The organism is Rhizobium sp. ZW T2_16, from assembly GCF_044987325.1.
GTDB lineage: Bacteria > Pseudomonadota > Alphaproteobacteria > Rhizobiales > Rhizobiaceae > Neorhizobium > Neorhizobium cellulosilyticum.
In genome coordinates, this window is record NZ_JBJDRG010000007.1 from 151,161 (window position 1) to 171,372 (window position 20,212).

Annotated in this window: 22 protein-coding genes and 1 pseudogene; 12 read left to right on the plus strand and 11 right to left on the minus strand. The window is 59.6% G+C overall.

The features are described from left to right. Positions 1 to 194: 194 nt before the first annotated feature. Entirely contained in the window at positions 195 to 1,292 is a 1,098-nt protein-coding gene (locus ACI3K0_RS18475; RefSeq protein ID WP_286195004.1) for a D-alanyl-D-alanine carboxypeptidase family protein, read from the plus strand. A 12-nt stretch (positions 1,293 to 1,304) separates the two neighbouring features. Then, the gene (locus ACI3K0_RS18480) at positions 1,305 to 2,501 is read left to right on the plus strand and encodes a CobW family GTP-binding protein (RefSeq protein WP_404945902.1); all 1,197 of its coding nucleotides are present in this window, start codon (positions 1,305 to 1,307) and stop codon (positions 2,499 to 2,501) included. Here ACI3K0_RS18480 and ACI3K0_RS18485 read toward each other — a convergent pair. From ACI3K0_RS18485 to ACI3K0_RS18505, 5 genes are all read right to left on the minus strand, one after another. Continuing rightward, on the minus strand, positions 2,491 to 2,739 hold the full coding sequence (locus tag ACI3K0_RS18485) for a sulfurtransferase TusA family protein (protein ID WP_353654236.1): 249 nt from the start codon (positions 2,737 to 2,739) through the stop codon (positions 2,491 to 2,493). The two genes, ACI3K0_RS18480 and ACI3K0_RS18485, sit on opposite strands and share 11 nt — an antisense overlap. After that, positions 2,736 to 4,049, minus strand: coding sequence for a L,D-transpeptidase family protein (locus tag ACI3K0_RS18490; RefSeq protein ID WP_404945903.1), 1,314 nt, complete (start codon positions 4,047 to 4,049; stop codon positions 2,736 to 2,738). The genes ACI3K0_RS18485 and ACI3K0_RS18490 overlap by 4 nt, the downstream gene beginning before the upstream one ends. 178 nt (positions 4,050 to 4,227) lie before the next feature. Continuing rightward, complete coding sequence (locus tag ACI3K0_RS18495) at positions 4,228 to 5,181, minus strand: acetyl-CoA carboxylase carboxyltransferase subunit alpha (RefSeq protein ID WP_183828296.1); 954 nt, start codon at positions 5,179 to 5,181, stop codon at positions 4,228 to 4,230. 63 nt (positions 5,182 to 5,244) lie between these two features. After that, positions 5,245 to 6,189 (minus strand): site-specific tyrosine recombinase XerD, encoded by a 945-nt coding sequence (xerD, locus tag ACI3K0_RS18500; protein ID WP_404945904.1) that lies wholly within the window; start codon positions 6,187 to 6,189, stop codon positions 5,245 to 5,247. Positions 6,190 to 6,203: 14 nt separating this feature from the next. Then, entirely contained in the window at positions 6,204 to 6,359 is a 156-nt protein-coding gene (locus tag ACI3K0_RS18505; RefSeq protein ID WP_183686328.1) for a hypothetical protein, read from the minus strand. A 156-nt stretch (positions 6,360 to 6,515) separates the two neighbouring features. Between ACI3K0_RS18505 and ACI3K0_RS18510 the strand changes: the two genes are divergently transcribed. The 4 genes and pseudogenes from ACI3K0_RS18510 to ACI3K0_RS18525 all read left to right on the plus strand — a co-directional run bounded on the left by ACI3K0_RS18510 (position 6,516) and on the right by ACI3K0_RS18525 (position 10,436). Then, positions 6,516 to 7,136, plus strand: coding sequence for a shikimate kinase (locus ACI3K0_RS18510; protein ID WP_404945905.1), 621 nt, complete (start codon positions 6,516 to 6,518; stop codon positions 7,134 to 7,136). Beyond that, positions 7,133 to 8,263: a 3-dehydroquinate synthase gene (gene aroB / locus ACI3K0_RS18515; RefSeq protein WP_404945906.1), complete on the plus strand. Its 1,131-nt coding sequence runs from the start codon at positions 7,133 to 7,135 to the stop codon at positions 8,261 to 8,263. The genes ACI3K0_RS18510 and aroB overlap by 4 nt, the downstream gene beginning before the upstream one ends. An 11-nt stretch (positions 8,264 to 8,274) precedes the next feature. Next, positions 8,275 to 9,147 (plus strand): annotated as a pseudogene (locus tag ACI3K0_RS18520) (CBS domain-containing protein); the annotation flags it as partial. 107 nt (positions 9,148 to 9,254) lie between these two features. Next, positions 9,255 to 10,436, plus strand: coding sequence for a diguanylate cyclase (locus ACI3K0_RS18525; protein WP_404945907.1), 1,182 nt, complete (start codon positions 9,255 to 9,257; stop codon positions 10,434 to 10,436). Here the strand turns inward: ACI3K0_RS18525 and ACI3K0_RS18530 are convergent. Then, positions 10,433 to 10,783: a hypothetical protein gene (locus tag ACI3K0_RS18530; RefSeq protein WP_404945908.1), complete on the minus strand. Its 351-nt coding sequence runs from the start codon at positions 10,781 to 10,783 to the stop codon at positions 10,433 to 10,435. The genes ACI3K0_RS18525 and ACI3K0_RS18530 overlap by 4 nt on opposite strands. A gap of 116 nt (positions 10,784 to 10,899) precedes the next feature. After that, a complete protein-coding gene (locus ACI3K0_RS18535; RefSeq protein ID WP_404945909.1) occupies positions 10,900 to 11,181 on the minus strand; it encodes a BolA family protein in 282 nt (93 codons plus the stop codon). A 105-nt stretch (positions 11,182 to 11,286) separates the two neighbouring features. Between ACI3K0_RS18535 and ACI3K0_RS18540 the strand changes: the two genes are divergently transcribed. From ACI3K0_RS18540 to ACI3K0_RS18555, 4 genes are all read left to right on the plus strand, one after another. Next, a complete protein-coding gene (locus tag ACI3K0_RS18540; protein ID WP_183828272.1) occupies positions 11,287 to 11,916 on the plus strand; it encodes a J domain-containing protein in 630 nt (209 codons plus the stop codon). 61 nt (positions 11,917 to 11,977) lie between these two features. After that, positions 11,978 to 12,970 carry a cobaltochelatase subunit CobS gene (gene cobS, locus ACI3K0_RS18545; RefSeq protein ID WP_183828269.1) on the plus strand — a complete coding sequence of 331 codons (993 nt, stop codon included), beginning with the start codon at positions 11,978 to 11,980 and terminating at the stop codon, positions 12,968 to 12,970. Positions 12,971 to 12,989: 19 nt separating this feature from the next. Next, a complete protein-coding gene (gene cobT, locus ACI3K0_RS18550) occupies positions 12,990 to 14,900 on the plus strand; it encodes a cobaltochelatase subunit CobT (protein ID WP_404945910.1) in 1,911 nt (636 codons plus the stop codon). Positions 14,901 to 14,949: 49 nt separating this feature from the next. Then, a complete protein-coding gene (locus ACI3K0_RS18555; protein WP_404945969.1) occupies positions 14,950 to 15,894 on the plus strand; it encodes an esterase-like activity of phytase family protein in 945 nt (314 codons plus the stop codon). 29 nt (positions 15,895 to 15,923) lie between these two features. Here ACI3K0_RS18555 and ACI3K0_RS18560 read toward each other — a convergent pair whose 3' ends face one another. Both ACI3K0_RS18560 and rpmB read right to left on the minus strand, forming a co-directional pair. Continuing rightward, positions 15,924 to 16,565 (minus strand): queuosine precursor transporter, encoded by a 642-nt coding sequence (locus ACI3K0_RS18560; RefSeq protein ID WP_206828118.1) that lies wholly within the window; start codon positions 16,563 to 16,565, stop codon positions 15,924 to 15,926. A 109-nt stretch (positions 16,566 to 16,674) separates the two neighbouring features. Next, on the minus strand, positions 16,675 to 16,965 hold the full coding sequence (gene rpmB / locus ACI3K0_RS18565) for a 50S ribosomal protein L28 (protein WP_148148213.1): 291 nt from the start codon (positions 16,963 to 16,965) through the stop codon (positions 16,675 to 16,677). Positions 16,966 to 17,208: 243 nt separating this feature from the next. Between rpmB and ACI3K0_RS18570 the strand changes: the two genes are divergently transcribed. Together ACI3K0_RS18570 and ACI3K0_RS18575 are read left to right on the plus strand one after the other, a co-directional pair. Further along, positions 17,209 to 17,979, plus strand: a complete 771-nt coding sequence (locus tag ACI3K0_RS18570) for a DUF3108 domain-containing protein (protein ID WP_183686326.1) — start codon at positions 17,209 to 17,211, stop codon at positions 17,977 to 17,979. A gap of 51 nt (positions 17,980 to 18,030) precedes the next feature. Beyond that, entirely contained in the window at positions 18,031 to 18,921 is an 891-nt protein-coding gene (locus ACI3K0_RS18575; protein WP_404945911.1) for a DMT family transporter, read from the plus strand. Here the strand turns inward: ACI3K0_RS18575 and ACI3K0_RS18580 are convergent, their stop codons facing one another. Both ACI3K0_RS18580 and gloB read right to left on the minus strand, forming a co-directional pair. Then, a complete protein-coding gene (locus ACI3K0_RS18580) occupies positions 18,922 to 19,362 on the minus strand; it encodes a cupin domain-containing protein (protein ID WP_404945912.1) in 441 nt (146 codons plus the stop codon). A 4-nt stretch (positions 19,363 to 19,366) separates the two neighbouring features. After that, the gene (gloB, locus tag ACI3K0_RS18585; RefSeq protein ID WP_404945913.1) at positions 19,367 to 20,137 is read right to left on the minus strand and encodes a hydroxyacylglutathione hydrolase; all 771 of its coding nucleotides are present in this window, start codon (positions 20,135 to 20,137) and stop codon (positions 19,367 to 19,369) included. Positions 20,138 to 20,212 lie beyond the last annotated feature (75 nt).

The following is a 20,212-nucleotide window of genomic DNA, read 5'->3' on the forward strand; positions in this document are numbered from 1 at the left end:
TTTCGTTTTCCGCAAGTCGCGGCCGCAAAGCCTACTCGCATTCCTGCCCGATGCGATCCGGCTTCACGTGGTTATGTTCACCCTCCGTCTTGCATAGTGCGCCGGGTGATTGACGTAATCAATCTTCTTTGCCATTGCTTCGACATATAGGCCATCTAATGGCCCCACTCGTTAACATTCGGACGAGGACGATCTTGCCGCACCTAAATATTCGCCACCGCACCGCCAGACGGCTTGCCTGCCTCGTGACGGCATTCGGAGTTTTCGCCTCCGCCAATGCTGCGCTCGCCAACCCGCGCATGATCATCGATGCCAATACGGGCCGCGTGATCGCGCATCAGGATGCTTTCCGGAAATGGTACCCGGCTTCGCTGACAAAGCTTATGACGGCCTATGTCACGTTCCGGGCGCTGAAGAGCGGTCGCCTGTCGCTGGACAGCACGGTGACGATGAGCAAATTCGCCACTGACCAGCCGGCCAGCAAGATGTATTTCCGGCCCGGCTCGCAGCTGACCATGGACAATGCGCTGAAGATCATGCTGGTGAAGTCCGCCAATGATATGGCTGTTGCTGTGGCGGAGACCGTCGGCGGCTCTACCGATCAGTTCGTGGCGATGATGAATGCCGAGGCGCAGCGGCTCGGCATGTCCTCGTCGCATTTCATCAATCCGCACGGATTGCCGGGCAAGGGACAATATACGACGGCCCGTGACCTCGGCATCCTTGCGATGCAGATCAAGCGGGAATTCCCGCAATATTCGACCTATTTCACCATCGAAGGCATCGATACCGGCAAGAAGCAGTATCCGAACTTCAACACGCTGATCGGCCGTTTCGACGGTGCCGACGGGATGAAGACCGGTTTCATCTGTGCCGCCGGTTTCAACCAGGTGTCTTCGGCCACCCGCAACGGGCGCACGGTGATCTCGGTCGTGCTCGGGGCTGACAGCCTTGCGGGCCGTGCGGACGATTCCGCCAATCTGCTGCAGCAGGGCCTGACCACGACGGGCAGCCAAGGCACACCGCTGGCGTCGCTCGCGCCTTACGGCGATACGGCCGTGGTCAACGACCTCACCCAGGACATCTGCAATCCGAAAGCAGCAAAGGTTCGCAGCGAAACGCGCGACGATGCAGGCCGGACGATCATGCACTCGCCCTATCTTCACGAAATGACGCATCCGCCGGCCTATGTGTTTGCCGGCCTGATCCCGGGAACAGAACCGGTCGAAACGAAGATCGGCGAAAAAACCTACGCCAATATCCCGATCCCGGTACCGCGTCCGACATTCTGATTGGAACAGCATATGGCCCTCGGTCAGGACCGCATCCCGGTCTCCATCATCACCGGTTTTCTCGGTGCCGGAAAATCGACCTTGCTCAACAGGATGCTTCGCGATCCTGCAGCCAAGGATATCGCCGTCATCATCAACGAGTTCGGCGAGGTCGGGATCGACAACCTGCTCGTCGAAGCCTCCGGCGATTCGATGATCGAACTGTCGAACGGTTGCCTGTGCTGCACGGTGCGCGGCGAGCTGGTCGATACGCTTGCCTCGATGATCGATGCGATCCAGACCGGCCGCACCAAGCCGATCACGCGGGTCGTTATCGAAACCACCGGCCTTGCCGATCCAGCGCCGGTGATGCAGTCGGTAATGGGCAATCCGGTGATCGCCCAGAATTTCGAACTCGAAGGCGTGGTAACGGTCGTTGATGCGGTCAATGGGCTTGCGACGCTTAATGCGCATCCGGAAGCGGTGAAGCAGGTGGCGGTTGCCGACCGGCTAATCGTCTCGAAACAGACGCTGGCGGATGCCGGGCAGCTTTCGGCCCTGCGTGCACGGCTTGCCTCGCTCAATCCGCGTGCGCCGGTTTCCGATGGTGACGATGCTTCGGTCAGCAGCCTCTCGATGCTGGCAAACGGGCTTTATGATCCATCGTCGAAAATTGCGGATGTGGATCGCTGGCTGCGCGACGAGATTGCTGCGGATCAGCATGAGCATCACTATCATGACCACGATCATGATGGTGGATGCGACTGCGGACATGACCATGGGCACGATCACGATCATCATCACCACGCACACGACCATGGGCACCACCATCATAATGACGTGAACCGCCATGGCGACGATATAAGGTCGTTTTCGATCGTGCATGATCGGCCGATCGATCCGATGGCGATCGACATGTTCGTCGATCTCTTAAGATCCGCGCATGGCGAGAAGCTTTTGCGGATGAAGGCTGTGGTGAAGCTGTCGGACAATCCCGAGCGGCCGCTGGTTCTACATGGCGTGCAGGCGATCTTCCATCCGCCGCAGCGTCTGCCGCGCTGGCCGGAGGGTTCCGACCAAAAGACCCGGATGGTGTTGATCACCAAGGGGCTGACGGAGGAATTCGTCGCCGATCTTTTCGCGGCGTTTACCGGCGAACCGCGTCTCGACCGTCCGGACCGGGCGGCGCTGGAAGACAATCCGCTGGCCGTGCCCGGCTTCAGCCGATAACAGAGATACCCTTGCGAATGATGAAGCGGTGGCCTTCCGCCGTCTTCTCGCTGTCCACGAGTTCGTGACCTTCCTGGCTGCAGAAATGCGGGATATCGATGCCGGCGAGCGGATCGGTGGTCTCCACGACTAGGCGGTCGCCGTCATGAAGTGCTTTCAGCCGGCGACGGGTCTTCAGCACCGGCAGAGGGCATTTCAGCCCCCTGAGGTCATAGATCACGTCTATCGGCGAGGTCACTGCTTGTCCCAGAACTTCCAGAAAGGCTTCTTGGCTTCGCTGACCGGTGCCGCGGGCGCTGCATAGGCGAGCGGGTTTTGTTCGGGAACAGGCACGGCGGTCGTCTTGCCTTCGGCTGTCTGGATCGTCGGCACCGTCGTGCTGGCGACGGTGGCGCCTGTCGCAGACGGAATTGCACCGGTCGTTGCCGGCAGGCGGTCCTGTTTCATCCGTTCGGCGACGGTTGCCGTCTGCGGAGCGGCAGAAAGCGAAGCGAGCTGGGTCGATGCAGGCTTAGGCTGGCCGGCAGCCATGCGCTTCTGCATCATTTCCTGGAATTCCGACTGGCTCATCAGCTTGCCGGCTTCGAGCGAGGTTCCGGTCGGCGCATAGGCGAGTTCACGGCCCTTGCGCTTTTCGGCAACGACTGCCTTGCGTTCGGCTTCGCTCGGCTCGTACCAGACCTTCTTGCCAAGCTTGTCGACGGCCTTTTCGAAGGCGAGATCATAAGTCTTGTTGTAGGAGGAAAGAGCCGAAACCAGCGCCGGCGGCGTCGACATGTCCGGGCAGGCGGCGGCTGCGCTGAGCGGCCCCTTGGATTCCTGGTTGAAGACGTATTTCTTGCCGCAGACCGCCACTTCCGGCGGGCGCTTGGTGACTTCGAAATTGTCGTAGCCGACCTTGACCATTTTCCAGAAGTCGCTGTGCCCGCTATCGCGATGGCGCGCCATGTTTTCCGCCGTCATGCGGAAGGGTAGGGCCTGCAGCTGCACGGAGGTCTGGCCGCCCTTGAAGGCGTCGCGGGCAAAGGCGTAGATTTCGAGGATCTGCTCGTCGGTCATCGAATAACAACCCGACGACGAGCAGGCGCCGTGGATCATCAGGTTCGTACCGTTGCGTCCGTTGGCCGCGTCATAGCGGTTCGGGAAGCCGGTGTTGATCGCGAGATAGTATTGCGAATTCGGGTTCAGGTGCGCCGGCGTCAGGCTGTAGAAGCCTTCTGGCGCCTGGCGGTCGCCTTCCTTGATCTTCGGGCCGAGCTTTCCCGACCACGCGCAGATGTCGTAGCTCTTGATGATGTCGAAGCGGTTGTCCGCCTTCGCCTTCCAGATCTCCAGCTTACCCTCTTCCTTGAGGATGCGGATCATGATCGGCGAATTGCGCGGCATGTTCTTCGCCTGCATGTCGGCGACGATCTTTGCCGGCAAGGGCTGCTCGACCTTGTTCTTGACCTTGGAAATATCGACGCTGGTCGCGGAATCAAGGGTGTCGTTGCAGCCTGTGAGAGCTGTTGCAACCAGAAGAGCGAGGGCGATGTGCTTCAGACGCATCGGAACGGACCACATATCTAGTTCGGCATCAAACCGGGGGCAGAGGCGTGCGATAATAATACGGTAAGCTTTACATTTTCTTAACCGCTCAAAATCGCCTGTCCAGCAAAACCCTCAGCGCACCACTGTTATGATCAATGTGGCCGAAATTGGCAACCTTCCATAAAGAAGGCGGCAATCAGAGGTTCCGGCCGATTTCCAGGAATTTCTGGCGGCGTGCGTTGCGTACTTCTTCGCCCGAGAGCTTCGAAAGGTCTGTCAGAGCCGACGAAATGACCTTGCCGGCTGCATCCATGACCGTCTTCGGCTCGCGATGCGCGCCGCCATTCGGCTCCGGAATGATCTCGTCGATAATGCCGAGGCCCTTCAGGTCCTGCGCGGTGATCTTCATGTTGGTGGCCGCTTCGCGGGCGCGGGTCGAATCGCGCCAGAGAATTGAGGCTGCACCTTCCGGCGAAATGACCGAATAGATCGAATGTTCGAGCATGTAGACGCGGTTGCCGGTAGCGATCGCGATTGCGCCGCCCGAGCCGCCTTCGCCGATGACGATCGAGATCATCGGAACTTTCAGGCCAAGGCACATTTCCGTCGAACGGGCGATGGCTTCCGCCTGGCCGCGCTCTTCTGCGCCAACGCCCGGATAGGCACCGGCCGTGTCGACAAGGCTGATGACGGGAAGGCCGAAGCGGTCGGCCATTTCCATGATACGGATCGCCTTGCGGTATCCTTCAGGACGCGGGCTGCCGAAATTGTGCTTCAGGCGGGTCTTGGTGTCGCTGCCCTTTTCCTGGCCGATCAGGGCAACCGGAATGCCGTTGAAGCGGGCAAGGCCTGCCTGGATGGCGGCGTCCTCGCCGAAATTGCGGTCACCGGCGAGCGGCGTGAACTCGGTGAACAGATGCGCCGCGTAATCGACGAAATGCGGGCGCTGCGGATGACGTGCAACTTGAGTCTTTTCCCAGGCGCCGAGCTTGGAATAGATCTCGCGGGTGGCTTCCTTGACGCGCGCCTCGAGCCTGGTGATTTCGTCCGACGTGTCGATGCTCTCGTCTTCGGTCGCGAGCTTCTTCAGCTCGTGAATCTTGCCCTCGAGGTCCGAGATAGGCTTTTCGAAATCGAGATAAGTCTGCATCAGATCCGGTTTCCCGTTGTTTTCCCATGGGAACGTAGAGCTCCCATTTTTCATTTGGGGCTTCTAATCCCGGTTTTTGGCTTCTTTTGCAAGGGGGTGATGTGTTTCCACCAGTTGACGAAGCCTTTCTTCCAGCACATGCGTATATATCTGAGTGGTCGAAATGTCTGAATGTCCAAGCAGTTCCTGTACAACGCGCAGGTCTGCGCCATGCGCCAAAAGATGGCTGGCAAAGGCGTGGCGCATGACATGCGGCGATATGGACGCGGCCTTTATGCCGGCCCTTGCCGCCAATCCCTTGAGGTCGCGGGCAAAGACCTGGCGCGGTAAGTAACCCGCGCTGCCATGCGAGGGGAACAGCCACGGGCTGGGCTCGCCATCGGTTTCCGCCGCCTTCTTCGCCTCGCCATAGGCCTTCAATGCTGCGATCGAAGATCGCGACAGCGGAACGAGCCGTTCCTTGTTGCCTTTTCCGCGGATCATCAGAAAACGCCCGTCCTGTTCGAGCACTTTCAGCGGCAGGGAGACGAGTTCGCTGACGCGCATGCCGGTTGCGTAGAGCAGTTCCAGCAGCGCCAGCATGCGCAGGCGGTTGAGGTGATCCTTTGCGGGTTCGGCCGCTTCCAGTGCTGCGCGTTCCAGAAGCCGGGTGACATCCGCCTCGCTCAGGTTTTTCGGCAGGGCGCGCTGTTTCTTCGGTGCATCGAGCACTGCGGTCGGATCTTCGCCGCGCAGGCCTTCCGCATAAAGAAACTTGTAGAACTGGCGCATGGCGGAAAGCCTGCGCGCCTGAGAGGAGGGCGCAAAGGCGCGTTTTCCCAGATTGGCAAGATAGGCTGAAAGGTTTTTGCTTTCGGCCAGAAGCGGCGTGGTCTTGTGAGAAATCAGGAAATCATAGAGGTCGTCCAGATCCCGTCGGTAGCTTTGAAGCGTGTTTTCGGCAGCGCCCCGTTCTGCGCTCAGCATTTCCAGAAAAGCTTCTATATGGGCAGCGGACAGATCTCGCATGAGAATGGCCTCGCCTATTGCTGCGCGGGCGGGTTGAGCCGTTCGGAGGGGACCCTGATGGTGATTTCGCGGTCTTTCGGCTCGACCAGCACCACGAGCGCGACCATGCTGCCATAGATCACGCCGGCAATGGCAGCCAGGATGAACAGGAAGCGGAAGAGAGTGGGCATGAAAAGGCTCCGTATCGTTACGGCGCACTATAGCCCGAATGGTTTATAGATCGACAAGAACTGCATCTGCGGCGTGATCTTGAGGGATCTGGTCGCGTGCGTGGCTTGACGCTGAATGAACATTTGTTGATACCGTTTTTGCGAACGGACGGCATCATGAGTGAAGAACTAACAGTCGAGCGACAGACATTACGGGACCAGGCTCGCGAAGCGCTCGGCGACCGCAACCTGATTTTTGTCGGCCTGATGGGTGCGGGCAAGTCGGTTATCGGCCGGCTGGTCGCCCAGACGCTCGGAATTCCCTTTGTCGATACCGACGCGGAAATTGAGTCCGTTTCCAGGATGACGATCGCGGAACTATTTTCACAATATGGTGAGACGGAGTTCCGGGCGCTGGAAACGCGGGTGGTCGAACGGCTGCTGAAACAGGGGCCGCGGGTCGTATCCACAGGCGGTGGCGCCTTCATCAATGAAGCGACCCGCGCCCAGATCAAACAGGGCGGTCTGTCGATCTGGCTGAATGCCGATCTCGATACATTGTGGGACCGGGTCAGCCGGCGAGACCACCGTCCGCTGCTTAAAACGGAAAATCCAAGACAGACGCTGGAGAACCTGATGATCCAGCGTTACCCGATTTATGCCGAGGCCGATCTGACGGTGATGTCGGTGAATATCCGCAAGGAATTGATGGCCAACGCGGTTCTGGAGGCAATTACCGGTTTGGCTCAACCCGGTATGATCCAATCCGATCCGGCCCAACGAGGTGATACAGAATGACAGTGCAGTCCCGATCCCCCGAACGCCTCGTGCATGTGCCGCTCGGAGACCGGGCCTACGATATCCTGATCGGTCCGGGATTGCTGGCCCGTGCCGGCGGCGAGATCACCTCGCGGCTCAAGGGACGCAAGGCTGCGATCATCACCGACGAACATGTCGCCCCGCTCTATCTCGAAGCCCTGATGGATGCGCTGCAGACCGACGGTATCGAAGCCGTGTCGCTGACGCTGCCTGCCGGGGAGAAGACCAAGAGCTTCGATCATCTGGCAACCGTCTGCGACATGGTGCTCGCGGCCCGCATCGAGCGCAATGACGCGGTGATCGCGCTCGGCGGCGGCGTGATCGGCGACCTTGCCGGTTTTGCGGCCGGTATCGTGCGCCGCGGCGTGCGCTTTGTGCAGATCCCGACCTCGCTTCTGTCGCAGGTCGACAGTTCCGTTGGCGGCAAGACCGGCGTCAACTCGCGCCATGGCAAGAACCTGCTCGGTGTATTCCACCAGCCGGATCTGGTTCTGGCAGATACATCCATTCTCGATACGCTGTCGCCGCGCGAATTCCGCGCCGGTTATGCGGAAGTTGCGAAATACGGGCTGATCGACAACCCGGCCTTTTTCGAATGGCTGGAAAAGAACTGGAAACAAGTGTTCGAGGGCGGCCCGGAGCGGATCGAGGCAATTGCCGTCAGCTGCCAGTCGAAGGCCGATGTCGTCGTCGAGGACGAACGCGAGATGGGCCGTCGCGCGCTGCTCAATCTCGGCCATACATTCGGGCATGCGCTGGAAGCGGCCACGCAGTATGACAGCGCAAGGCTGGTGCATGGCGAAGGTGTGGCGATCGGCATGGTTCTGGCGCATGAATTCTCCACCCGCCTCAATCTCGCAAGCCCGGATGACGCAAAGCGCGTCGAGGCGCATCTGAAGACTGTCGGCCTGCCGACCAGGATGAGTGAGATTCCGGGTGATCTGCCGGGTGCGGACGTGCTTCTCGATGCGATCATGCAGGATAAGAAGGTGAAGGGCGGCAAGCTGACCTTCATCCTTACTCGCGGCATCGGCCAGTCGTTTGTCGCTGACGATGTTCCATCTTCGGAAGTCCTGAGCTTCCTGAAAGAAAAGCTCGCAAAATGACAGCGTCAGGCGGCCTCCTTTCGCGCAGCATAAACGCGGTCATCCGTGGGCTGATGCGTGCGACCGGGACATCGCTCAACGGCCAAACGCTGACACTCTGTGGTCATGACGAGCTGCATGCCGCGCTCGATGCCATGCATCGGGAGGGCAATTTCGGCGCAGAGGATCGTGACCGGCTGAGCGAGCTGTTCGATCTCACCGAGCTGGAAGTCTCCGACGTGATGCGCCACCGCATGGCCATGGTTGCCGTCAATGCGGATGACCCGGCGGACGTGATTGTGCGCACGGTGCTGGAAAGCCCCTATACGCGCATGCCGGTGTGGCGCAATTCGACGGAAAACATCATCGGCGTGGTGCACGCCAAGGACCTGCTGCGCGCGCTCCTGGAGCCGGATACGACGCCTGCCGATGTCGATATTTTGAAAATCATGCAGAAGCCGTGGTTCGTGCCCGACAGCACGAGCCTCAAGGACCAGCTTGCGGCCTTCCTGAAGCGGAAGGTGCATTTCGCCGTCGTGGTCGACGAATATGGCGAGGTGCAGGGGATCGTCACGCTGGAAGACATCATGGAAGAGATCGTTGGCGATATTGCCGATGAACACGATGTCGAACTCCAGGGCGTGCGCAAGGAAGCCAACGGTTCGATCGTGGTCGAAGGCTCGGTGCCGATCCGCGACCTCAACCGCGCGCTCGGCTGGGATTTGCCGGATGGCGATGCGACGACGATCGCGGGTCTCGTCATCAACTCATCCATGCTCATTCCCGAAGAACGGCAGGCGTTTACCTTCTACGGCAAGCGCTTCATCGTGATGAAGCGGGAGAAGAACCGGATCACCCGGCTGAGGATCAGGCCGGCGGATGATGCGGTGCCGGCTGCGGAGTAGTTCGGCTCGGGCGGCGTGTGCAATGCCGACAAATGATCACAAAAGCTTAGCTCAATCTTCAGTTTTGTAACCTAACGCCGGCACTACCGTATGTTTAAGGTATTGCCATGAGTATCGTGACATTGGAGCAGGTAGAGGCCCAGATCGCGCATCGTTTCGCGCTTCTGCGTTTCAAGCCGGAAATCGAATTGCTGTTCAGGCAGGATTATGTCGCGGAGCGCAATCGCCTCATCGGCATCTGGGCCGTGATCGGTCTTTTTATCTATGATCTGGTCTATTTCGGCGATCGGGCCATGATCCCCGACGTATTGACCGAAGTGACGGCGCTCAGACTTCTCGTGTTCACGCCCGCCGTCATCGCATGTGCTCTCGTGGTGCGCCGTTGGCCCAGTTCACGTCTTTATGATGCCTTGAGCGTGCTTGTTGCCGTGCTTGGCGTCAGCCTGCCGATGGCGGCTGCTGTCGGTAGCCAGAGTTCCTATCTTCTGATCTATCAGAACTACAATGCCGCGGCGTTCCTGTTTTTCGTTATCGCCCTGCGGCCCCTGTTTCCCGCCATGTTGGCAGGGCTGGTGCTGATGTGTGTCTCGCATCTTTCCGCGGCCTATCTGACGGGCGCGTTCGACGCCGTCACCTTTGGCGGCATCGTGACGTTTTACATGATGCTGTCGATATTCCTTGCTGCCGCCGCCTATTTCCTGGAGCGCACCGACCGGCGGAATTTCCTCAATCAGCTACGTGCCGGCCTGCTTTATCGACGGCTGGAGGTCAATGCCGAGCGGGATGAGCTAACCGGGCTTCTAAACCGTCGGTCGCTGGCGCGTATAGGGCGCGAAATCTGGAATACGGGTCGGCAACTGGAGCCGCCGGTCGTTTCCGCAATCCTGCTCGACATCGATCATTTCAAGCGGTTCAACGATCTCTACGGCCACATGGACGGAGATGCCTGCATCCGAACTGTTTCGCAGCATATCTTTGCAACCGTGGGCAGGGTGAACTCCGTCTTCCGCTTTGGTGGAGAAGAGATGCTGGTTTTGTTGCCGGGGCAGGGGGCCCTGCAGGCCTTGGCCATGGCTGAAAAAATCCGCAGGGCGATAGAAGAATTAGCCATTCCACATGGCAAGTCGGACCATGGTGTCGTGACCGCAAGCCTCGGTGTCGCTTCCGCCATGCCCGTGCGGACAGCGATCGAAAAGCTTCTCCAGAGGGCTGACGAAGCGCTTTACGAGGCCAAGCACCGTGGGCGCAACATGGTCGTTATCTCGGAAGAGCCGCAGGTCGCGGCTTAGTCAGATACGGTGCGATCTATGAGCAACTCACCATGGCGATCGAGGTGCCGCAGCCATTTTCGTTCGATGGCGGCTTCGATATCTATATCGTTGGCGCGCAGATAGAGGACGAACTGGCCAAAGAGGTCTGCCGCTTCGTTTTCCAGTGCCTCGCGGGTTCCGCCTGATCCATCGGCATTCGGTTTGGATCGGCCGTTCAGCAGGAGATGCTCGGCGGTCAGTTTGCCGAGTTCCTCCGTCAGTTTGAGCAGATACCAATCGGGATCGCGTGGAATATTGTGCGCCTGTGCGTAAAGTTCGCTGACACGACCGATGCGTTCACTCGATTCGGAAAATGTAGCGCTCATTTCTGCCGCTCCCCAGCCATAGCCGATCGTACCTTTGGCCATGATCTAAGCAGCAACTTGTGACAGGGATGCAGCGTATCTTGGCGTTTCGCCTTCCGATCCCTATCTATCCCCCATCACCAGCGTGTCGGTTCTCCCGGTGCTGCGGCCTCCACCGCCAACGCGTGAAGACCGGCGTCCAGTTCAGGTTTCAGAAGAGCGTTTACCGTCCGGTGCCGGTCGATCCGGCTCATGCCGGTAAAGGCTGCTGCGACGATACGCACCCGCATATGTGTTTCGCCGTCTCCATCCATGCCCGGCTGATGGCCGGCATGCTGATGGCTTTCGTTGATCACGTCGAGCCTTTCGGGCGCGAGATTATCGCGAAGCGCGGCTTCGATACGGGATTTGACAGACATTTTTAAGCTCCGGTGGTCGGCGCAAGAGGGTGATCCAGAAACCAGCAACAAACCGCTTTGTCAATTCTTGTTTGGCCCGATCTTGGGCCCCATAATGTGTGCCTCATGAAGCTCGACTCCAAATATTTCGACCGGATCCGGACGCGCCGGAAAAGGCAGCAAGATGCCCCGCCGCAAGCGCCGACCTGCCAATGGGACGGATGCGACAGGCCGGGTGTGCACAAGGCACCGGTCGGGCGCAATGCCGAAGGCCAGTTCTTCATCTTCTGCTTCGAGCATGTGAAGGAATACAACAAGGGCTACAATTATTTTTCCGGCCTGTCGGATGGCGAGATCGCGCGTTACCAGAAGGAAGCGATTACCGGCCACCGCCCGACATGGAAGGTCGGCGTCAACAAGGACGCCAAGGACACACCCATCCATTCGTCTGCACGATCGGGTTCCGCCTATACGCAGCAGCGTTTCAAGGATCCGTTCGGCTTCGTCGCGCAGGCGCGCGCTGGCGGCGGCGGGCGATATGAAACGCAGGGGCGAAAGCTGAAGACGCTGGAGGCCAAGGCCTTCAATACAATGGAGCTTGGCGCCAACGCCACGTCGAGCGAGATCAAGACCCGCTACAAGGAGCTGGTGAAAAAGCACCATCCGGATGCCAATGGTGGGGACCGCGGGTCGGAGGAACGTTTTCGTGCTGTGGTGCAAGCATATCAGTTGTTGAAGCAGGCGGGTTTCTGCTAAGCCTCAAAAATCAAGGCAGCGAGGATGACGGCCGGGCGGTTGCCCGTGCCCTGGAGTTATGATGAGCAAGATTGACTTGGATATTACAAACCTCCCCGACACCACAGTTTCCGTTCGGGAAGTATTCGGCATCGACACGGATCTGAGGGTTCCGGCCTACAGCAGCGGCGACCCCTATGTCCCGGACCTCGACCCGGACTACCTCTTCGATCGCGACACGACGCTCGCCATTCTTGCAGGCTTTGCCCATAACCGACGCGTGATGGTCTCCGGCTTCCACGGTACGGGTAAATCGACCCATATCGAGCAGGTTGCGGCCCGCCTCAACTGGCCGTGCGTGCGTATCAATCTCGACAGCCATGTCAGCCGTATCGATCTCGTCGGCAAGGACGCGATCGTTCTGAAGGACGGCAAGCAGATCACCGAATTCAAGGACGGCATTCTTCCCTGGGCCTACCAGCACAATGTCGCGCTCGTGTTCGACGAATACGATGCCGGTCGCCCGGACGTGATGTTCGTCATCCAGCGCGTGCTGGAATCGTCTGGCCGCCTGACTCTTCTGGACCAGAGCCGCGTCATCCGTCCTCACCCCGCCTTCCGCATTTTTGCGACTGCCAACACCGTTGGCCTCGGTGATACGACCGGCCTCTATCATGGCACGCAGCAGATCAACCAGGCGCAGATGGACCGCTGGTCTATCGTCACGACGTTGAACTACCTGCCGCATGAGAAGGAAGTCGATATCGTCGCCGCCAAGGTGAAGTCTTTCGGCGCCACCAAGGAAGGCCGCGAGACGGTTTCCAAGATGGTTCGCGTTGCCGATCTCACCCGTTCGGCCTTCATTAATGGCGACCTGTCGACCGTGATGAGCCCGCGTACCGTCATCACCTGGGCTGAAAATGCCGAGATCTTCGGTGACGTGGCATTCGCCTTCCGCATTACCTTCCTCAACAAGTGCGATGAACTGGAGCGGACCCTGGTGGCCGAACAGTACCAGCGCGCCTTCGGCGTAGAGCTGAAGGAAAGCGCCGCCAACATCGTTCTGGGAGCATAAGGCAGAGGAAGCGAAGCCGATGGCAGGTCGCGGAGATAATTCCAGGGGCAAGCCCGCCGGTCCGGTCGATACCGAACCGATGCGGCGGGCGATAACCGGCTGCGTGCGGTCGATTGCCGGTAGCCAGGAGGTGGAGGTTTCCTTCGCCAATGAACGTCCGGGGCTGGCCGGCGAGCGCATCCGCCTGCCGGAAATTTCCAAGCGGCCGACGGCGCACGAGCTTGCGGTGACGCGAGGCCTTGGCGATTCCATGGCCCTGCGCATCGCCTGCCACGACACGAATGTCCACGCGACGCTTTCGCCGCAAGGGTCTGATGCCCGTGCGATTTTCGATGCCGTCGAGCAGGCGCGCGTCGAATCGATCGGTGCATTGCGAATGGCCGGCGTCGCCGCCAACCTCAATTCGATGCAGGAAGAGAAATACGCCAAGGCGAATTTTTCCGGCATCGAGCGGCAGGAAGAGGCGCCGATCGGCGAGGCGGTCGCCATGCTGGTGCGCGAAAAGCTGACCGGCCAGAAGCCGCCGGAAAGCGCCGGCAAGGTGCTCGATCTCTGGCGTCCCTTCATCGAGCAAAATACCTCTACCGATCTCGATAACCTGAAAAACGTGATCGAGGACCAGCAGGCGTTTGCAAAGCTCGTCCGCCACATGCTGTCCTCCATGCAGATGGCCGAGGATCTGGACGGCGACGAGAACGAGCCGGAAGAGATCGAGAACCAGTCGGAAGAGGACCAGCCGAGCAGCGGCGAGACCGAAAACGAAGAGGTCGAGGAAGAGGCCGGCTCCGACGCAGCGCCCGCCGAGCAGAGCGAAGCTGCCGACGAGGAGATGGACGAAGGCGAGATGGACGGCGCGGAAATGTCGGACGACGAAATGTCCGACGAGGCCGACGACCATTCCGAAACGCCCGGCGAAACCCGCCGGCCGAACAGCCCGTTCGACGATTTCAACGAGAAGGTGGATTATCACATCTTCACGCAGGAATTCGACGAGGAGATCACGGCCGAAGAGCTTTGCGACGAGGCGGAACTCGATCGTTTGCGCGCTTTCCTCGACAAGCAGCTGGCGCATCTTCAAGGTGCGGTCGGTCGCCTGGCAAACCGACTGCAGCGCCGCCTGATGGCGCAGCAGAACCGCTCCTGGGATTTCGATCTGGAAGAGGGCTATCTCGATCCGGCCCGTCTTGTGCGCCTGATCATCGACCCGATGCAGCCGCTCTCCTTCAAGAAGGAGCGCGACACGCAGTTCCGCGATACTGTTGTCACTCTTGTGATCGACAATTCCGGTTCGATGCGCGGCCGGCCGATCACGGTTGCGGCGTCCTGCGCCGACATTTTGGCGCGTACGCTGGAGCGCTGCGGCGTCAAGGTCGAGATTTTGGGCTTCACCACCAAGGCGTGGAAGGGCGGCCAGAGCCGCGAAAACTGGCTGGCCAGCGGCAAGCCGGCTTCGCCCGGCCGTCTCAACGACCTGCGCCATATCATCTACAAGTCGGCGGATGCTCCGTGGCGTCGTTCGCGCCGCAATCTCGGCCTGATGATGCGCGAAGGCCTGCTCAAGGAAAACATCGACGGGGAAGCGCTGATGTGGGCGCATAACCGGCTGATCAACCGGCCAGAACAGCGCAAGATCTTGATGATGATCTCGGATGGTGCACCGGTCGACGATTCGACCCTGTCGGTCAATCCGGGCAATTATCTGGAGCGGCACCTGCGCGCCGTCATCGAGCAGGTCGAAACCAAGTCTCCGGTGGAGCTGCTGGCGATCGGTATCGGCCATGATGTGACGCGCTATTATCGCAATGCCGTGACGATCGTCGATGCCGACGAGCTTGCCGGTGCGATGACCGAGCAGCTGGCGGAACTATTTGTCGACAAGTCGGCGGTTGGCCGCCCGGCTCGTGGTGGCCGTATGCGCCGGGCTGGCTGACCCATTGTCAAAACTGTCGCACGCTCTTCTGGCCGGTGTCGTCCTTGCGATGATGCCGGCCATGTCATTTGCGCAGGATGCTGCGCGGGTGACGGCAAAGCCGATCTTGCAATTCAAGCCGAACTCCAATCAGACGAAGTTCGGACCGCTGGAGTTTCTTGGCGGTATCGAGTTCAGCTCTGATGATGGCCGCGTCCAGTCGCTTTCCAGTATTCGTTTTCGGCCGGATGGCACGCATTTCATTTCCGTTCTCGATACGGGCGAATGGCTGACCGGGCAGATAATGCGGGACGCGTCGGGGAGGCTCTCCGGGCTTTCCGAAGTCGCTGTTAGCCCTATCCTGATGCGCAACGGGCAGGCGGGGTCCAAATCCGCCTCGGATGCCGAAGGGCTGGCGCTGCGGGATGGCGAGGCATTTGTCAGCTTTGAGCAGCAGCATCGGGTCGATGCCTATCCGGATCCCGGTTTCGAGACCTCGAAGCCCTCGCGCAACGTCAATTTCCTCATTCCGCGGCAGGAGCTTCGGCGCAATGCCGGGATCGAAACACTGGTTGCGTCTCCGGCTTCCAGTCCGCTTGCCGGCGGGCTTGTGGCGATTGCGGAGAGCAGCCGGGATGCGGCGGGCAATCTGCTTGCGGCGATCGTAGACGGGCCGCTGAAGGGGCAATTCACCGTCGTGCGCCACGACCCCTATGACGCGACGGACGGTGCTTTCCTGCCGGACGGCGATCTTCTGCTTCTGGAGCGCCGTTTCAGCTTTGTCGGCGGAATGGGCATGAAGATTAGACGCATCAAGGGCGCGGATATCCGTCCGGGCGCCGTGGTCGATGGCGAGGTGTTGATCGATGTCGGGGCAGATCATTCGATCGACAACATGGAAGGCATCGACGTGGTGGCAGGGCCGGATGGCAGCTCACATGTCATTATCATCTCGGATGACAACGGACTTTTTCTCCAGCGCAATCTGATGCTGGAGTTCAAAATCAGCCAATAAAAAAGGGAGCCGAGGCTCCCTTTGATGTTTCAGGCCGTCTTTGCCGCCACATGCGGCATCGGCTTCAGCACGTTCATCAGCGCGCCATAGGGCAGAAGCAGGACGACGCCGACGACGACCTTGACCACGAGGTCGCCGAGTGCCCAGGAGATCCAGCGCGGCGCTTCCGTGGACATGACGCCGAGGATAGGGGCGGGAGCCGTGGCGAAATCGAAATTCGGGCCGATGACGGCGAAGACCGGTGCAAAAGCGATCGAGAAGAACAGGACCGTGTCGATCACGGTGCCGATCATCGAGGCGGCAAGCGGTGCCTTCCACCAGGTCTTTCGGCGCAGTTCGTTGAAGACCGAGATATCGAGAAGCTGGCCAATCAGGAAAGCGGTGCCCGACGCGATCGCGATGCGCGGTTCGGATAGCCAGAAGGAAAGCGCCACGCCGACGACAAAGCCGACGAACACGATGCGACGGGCAATCGCCGGACCGAACTGGCGGTTGGCAAGGTCGGTGACGAGGAAAGCGACGGGATAGGTGAATGCGCCCCAGGTGAGGATATCGCCGAGAGCGATGCCCCACAGAGTTCCGGTCAGGTGAAACTGGACGAGGATATTGGAGGCGACCACGATGGCTGCCATCGCGAGCGAATAGATAAGGGTATAGCGTGCTACTTGCATTTTTTTATCCTGGGGTATGCCACCAGTTGCGGATAGGCCAAGAGAAAAGGCTTGCCCGGTATTATCCGGTCAAGCCTTCTCCAAAGCCGGTGAAGTGTTGAAGTCGCTATTAAGCGGCTTCTGCAGTCTTCTTGGCGATCTGGCGACGCAGCAGACGAGCGCGCATCGACAGTTCGGTCTCGTCGGACTTCAGGAGGAAGGCATCGAGGCCGCCGCGGTGTTCAACCGAACGCAGAGCGTGCGCGGAAACGCGCAGGCGGAAGCGCTGGCCGAGAGCGTCGGAGATCAGAGTGACCTGGCACAGGTTCGGGAGGAACCGACGACGGGTCTTGTTGTTGGCATGGCTGACGTTGTTGCCGGTCATTACGCCCTTGCCGGTCAGTTCGCATACACGAGACATGGCATTCACCTTTGTTTTCTTCTGCAATCGGAGGCTCATCCGGACAATGTCCAGCACGCCGATCCAACTGGTCCTGATTGGAAAGTTGCGGTTCTATAGTCAGTGAGGCTCGGCGCGTCAAGCCAAAACCTCGGCTTTCGTACGTCTTTGCACCGCGACTAACTGCAGCCATGGCTATTTTCTTGCCATGATGCGCCTCTTATATCGGATTCTTGGAATTCTCAAACCGGTCGCAGGCAAACCATGTTCTCATTCATCCGCCCGCTTGCGGGAGCTGTCTTCCTCTTTGTTGCAGGCACCTCATCGGCATGGTCTGCCGATAAACATGTCACCGATTACGATATCACTCTTGGTATCCTGCCGATCGGTACGGCGAGCTTTTCGAGCGAATTCGACGGTAACGGCTACAAGATCAATGGCATCTTCAAGTCAGGCGGCATCGTCAACGTGATCAAGAAGGTGTCGGCCGAGACGAACGTGGCAGGACGGATCGAGGGGGATCGCCTGCAAGCCAACCGATACAATCTGGTCTACAAGCTGGGCAAACGGACGCGGATCTATGATGTCGTCTATACCAACGGCAATGTGACGGACACGACGATTACGCCGCCACCGCGCCGCAAGGCGGAAAACTGGGTGCCTGTCACGCCACAGGACCTGCGTTCGGTGCTGGATCCGTTGAGCGGGCTGATCTTCCCGGAGGGGGCGACCGTCTGCCCGAGCCGCGTGCCGGTTTATGACGGGGAATCGCGGATGGACCTGCTGCTCAAGCGGGAAGGGACCAAGCCCTATGAGACCAAGGGCTTCAAGGGCGAAGCCATCGTCTGCACTGTCCGCTACCAGCCGAAATCCGGTTACCGTAAGGGACGCGATGACATCGAGTATTTGCAGAAGACCCCGATGGAAGTGTGGTTTGCCAAGGCAGACGGGTCCAATGTATATGCCCCGATCTATGCCCGTATCCCAACGAGGATGGGACCGCTCTATATAACGGCCGCCCGATACGGCGGCTGAGAGCGTGTGCCGTGCTCGCGGCGACGTGGCCAACAAAGAGGGGAACTGAGGTTGAAGTTACAGGGTACCTTGATCGGTTTTACCGCGATCCTGATGTGGTCGCTGCTGGCTCTCATGACGGCGGCTTCCGGAAGCGTTCCGCCGTTCCAGATGAATGCGATGACATTCGCGATCGGTAGCCTGCCGGGACTGGTTTTGCTGGCCATCAAGCCGGAGCGTATCAAGCTGCTCAAGCAGCCGGCGAAGGTGTGGATCATAGGGATCGCCGGTCTATTCGGCTATCATTTCCTCTATTTTACCGCGCTTCGTAACGCGCCGGCTGTTGAGGCCGGATTGATCGCCTATCTCTGGCCGCTATTGATCGTTGTCGGTTCGGCGCTTCTGCCAGGAGAAAGGCTGCGCTGGTATCACGTCGCCGGGGCACTCGCCGGACTATGCGGCACTGTCGCTATCGTCTCGCGCAATGGCGTATCCTTCGACCAGTCCTATCTCCTGGGTTATGGCGCGGCTCTGCTTTGCGCCTTCACGTGGTCGGGTTATTCGCTGCTGACACGTAGTTTCGATCGGGTGTCGACGGACGTGGTGACGGGCTTTTGCCTGGCAACGTCGCTTCTGTCGCTCGTCTGCCATCTGGCGCTGGAAACGACGGTCTGGCCGGCGAGCGGTGGCGAATGGGCGGCCGTGGTCGGCCTTGGCCTGTTGCCGGTGGGTGCTGCCTTCTATGCCTGGGATTACGGCGTCAAGAACGGCGACATCCAGGTGATCGGAGCTGCAAGCTATGCCGCGCCACTGCTTTCGACGTTGATCCTGCTCGCCAGCGGCTTTGCCGAACCGAGTTGGCGGATTCTGATCGCCTGCGTGCTGATTACCGGTGGGGCGGTGCTGGCGGCGAAGGAGATGATCAAGCCCAAGCGGAAAGCGGCAGAGGCACCCGCGGAATAGTTATCCGCCCGGCTCCCAGCCGGGCTCTGCCATCTCAAAACTCGAAAATTCGAATGCCGGTGCCACCGTGCAGCCGACGAGCGTGAAGCTGCCCAGCGGCTCGGCCGATTGCCATGCGTTCGCCGGCACCACCGCCTGCGGACGCTCGCCGGCGGCGAGATCCGGGCCCAGGCGGATTTCCTCTACCGTCGTCCCATCCGAGATCTTCAGAAGCAGCGGATCTCCGGCATAGTAGTGCCAGACCTCGGCCGCATCACGGACGCGGTGCCAATGCGACCGTTCACCCGCTTGCAGCAGATAATATATCGCCGTCGAGGGGCCACGGGTCTTGCCGTCGCCATCCCGAAAGGTCTCGGCAAACCAGCCGCCTTCCGGGTGGTGCTGCATGTTCAGCGCGGCAATGATTTCTTTTGCTGTCTGCGTGACGGGGTTGGGTGTCATCGATTTAGAAATTGTCCTTGCGCTTGCGGATTTCTGCAAACACTTCCTCGTTCGTCTTGCCTTCCATGATCAGGTTGCGGCGAATTTTTGGATCCTTGGCACGCAAGAAGGGGTTGGTTTCCTTCTCCAGCCCCATCATTGTCGGAATTGTGAACTTTCCCTCTTTACGCAGTTCCTCGATCTGGGCGGCGCGGCGTTGCAACGGCTCGTTGTCGGGATCGATCGTCAGCGCAAATCTCGCGTTGGACAACGTGTATTCGTGGCCGAAATAAATCGCGGTCTCGTCCGGGAGGCCTGCCAGTTTCTGCAGCGAGTGCCACATGTCGGCGGCGGGGCGCTCGAACAGTCGTCCGCAGCCGAGCGCAAACAGCGTATCGGCGGCAAACAGGATCTTGTCGTCAGGGAAATGGAAGCAGACATGGCCGGCGGTGTGGCCGGGCGTTTCGATCACCCGCACAAGATGTTCACCGAACTGGAATTCCTCACCGTCCTCGACACTCCTGTCGAGCCCGGGGATAGCGACCGCCTCGTTGACCGGTCCTATAATCTCCAGCCCATAACGCTCCTTCAACGCCAGATTGGCTTCCACATGGTCGGTATGGTGGTGGGTGGTGAAGATATGGGTGAGTTTCCAGCCGCGGCGGTTTGCTGCCTCGACGATGGGTTTTTCCTCCGGCGCATCGATCGATACGGTCAATCCGCTTTCCGGTTCATGCACCAGAACGCCGTAATTATCGCTCCTGCAGGAAAAAACTTCGATTTCCAAAGGCTTCATCAGAATAGACCTATTGCTCAATGCTTCCTGCGGAACAATGTAGAGGGAGGCATGTCCAAGTCCAACCACTGAACA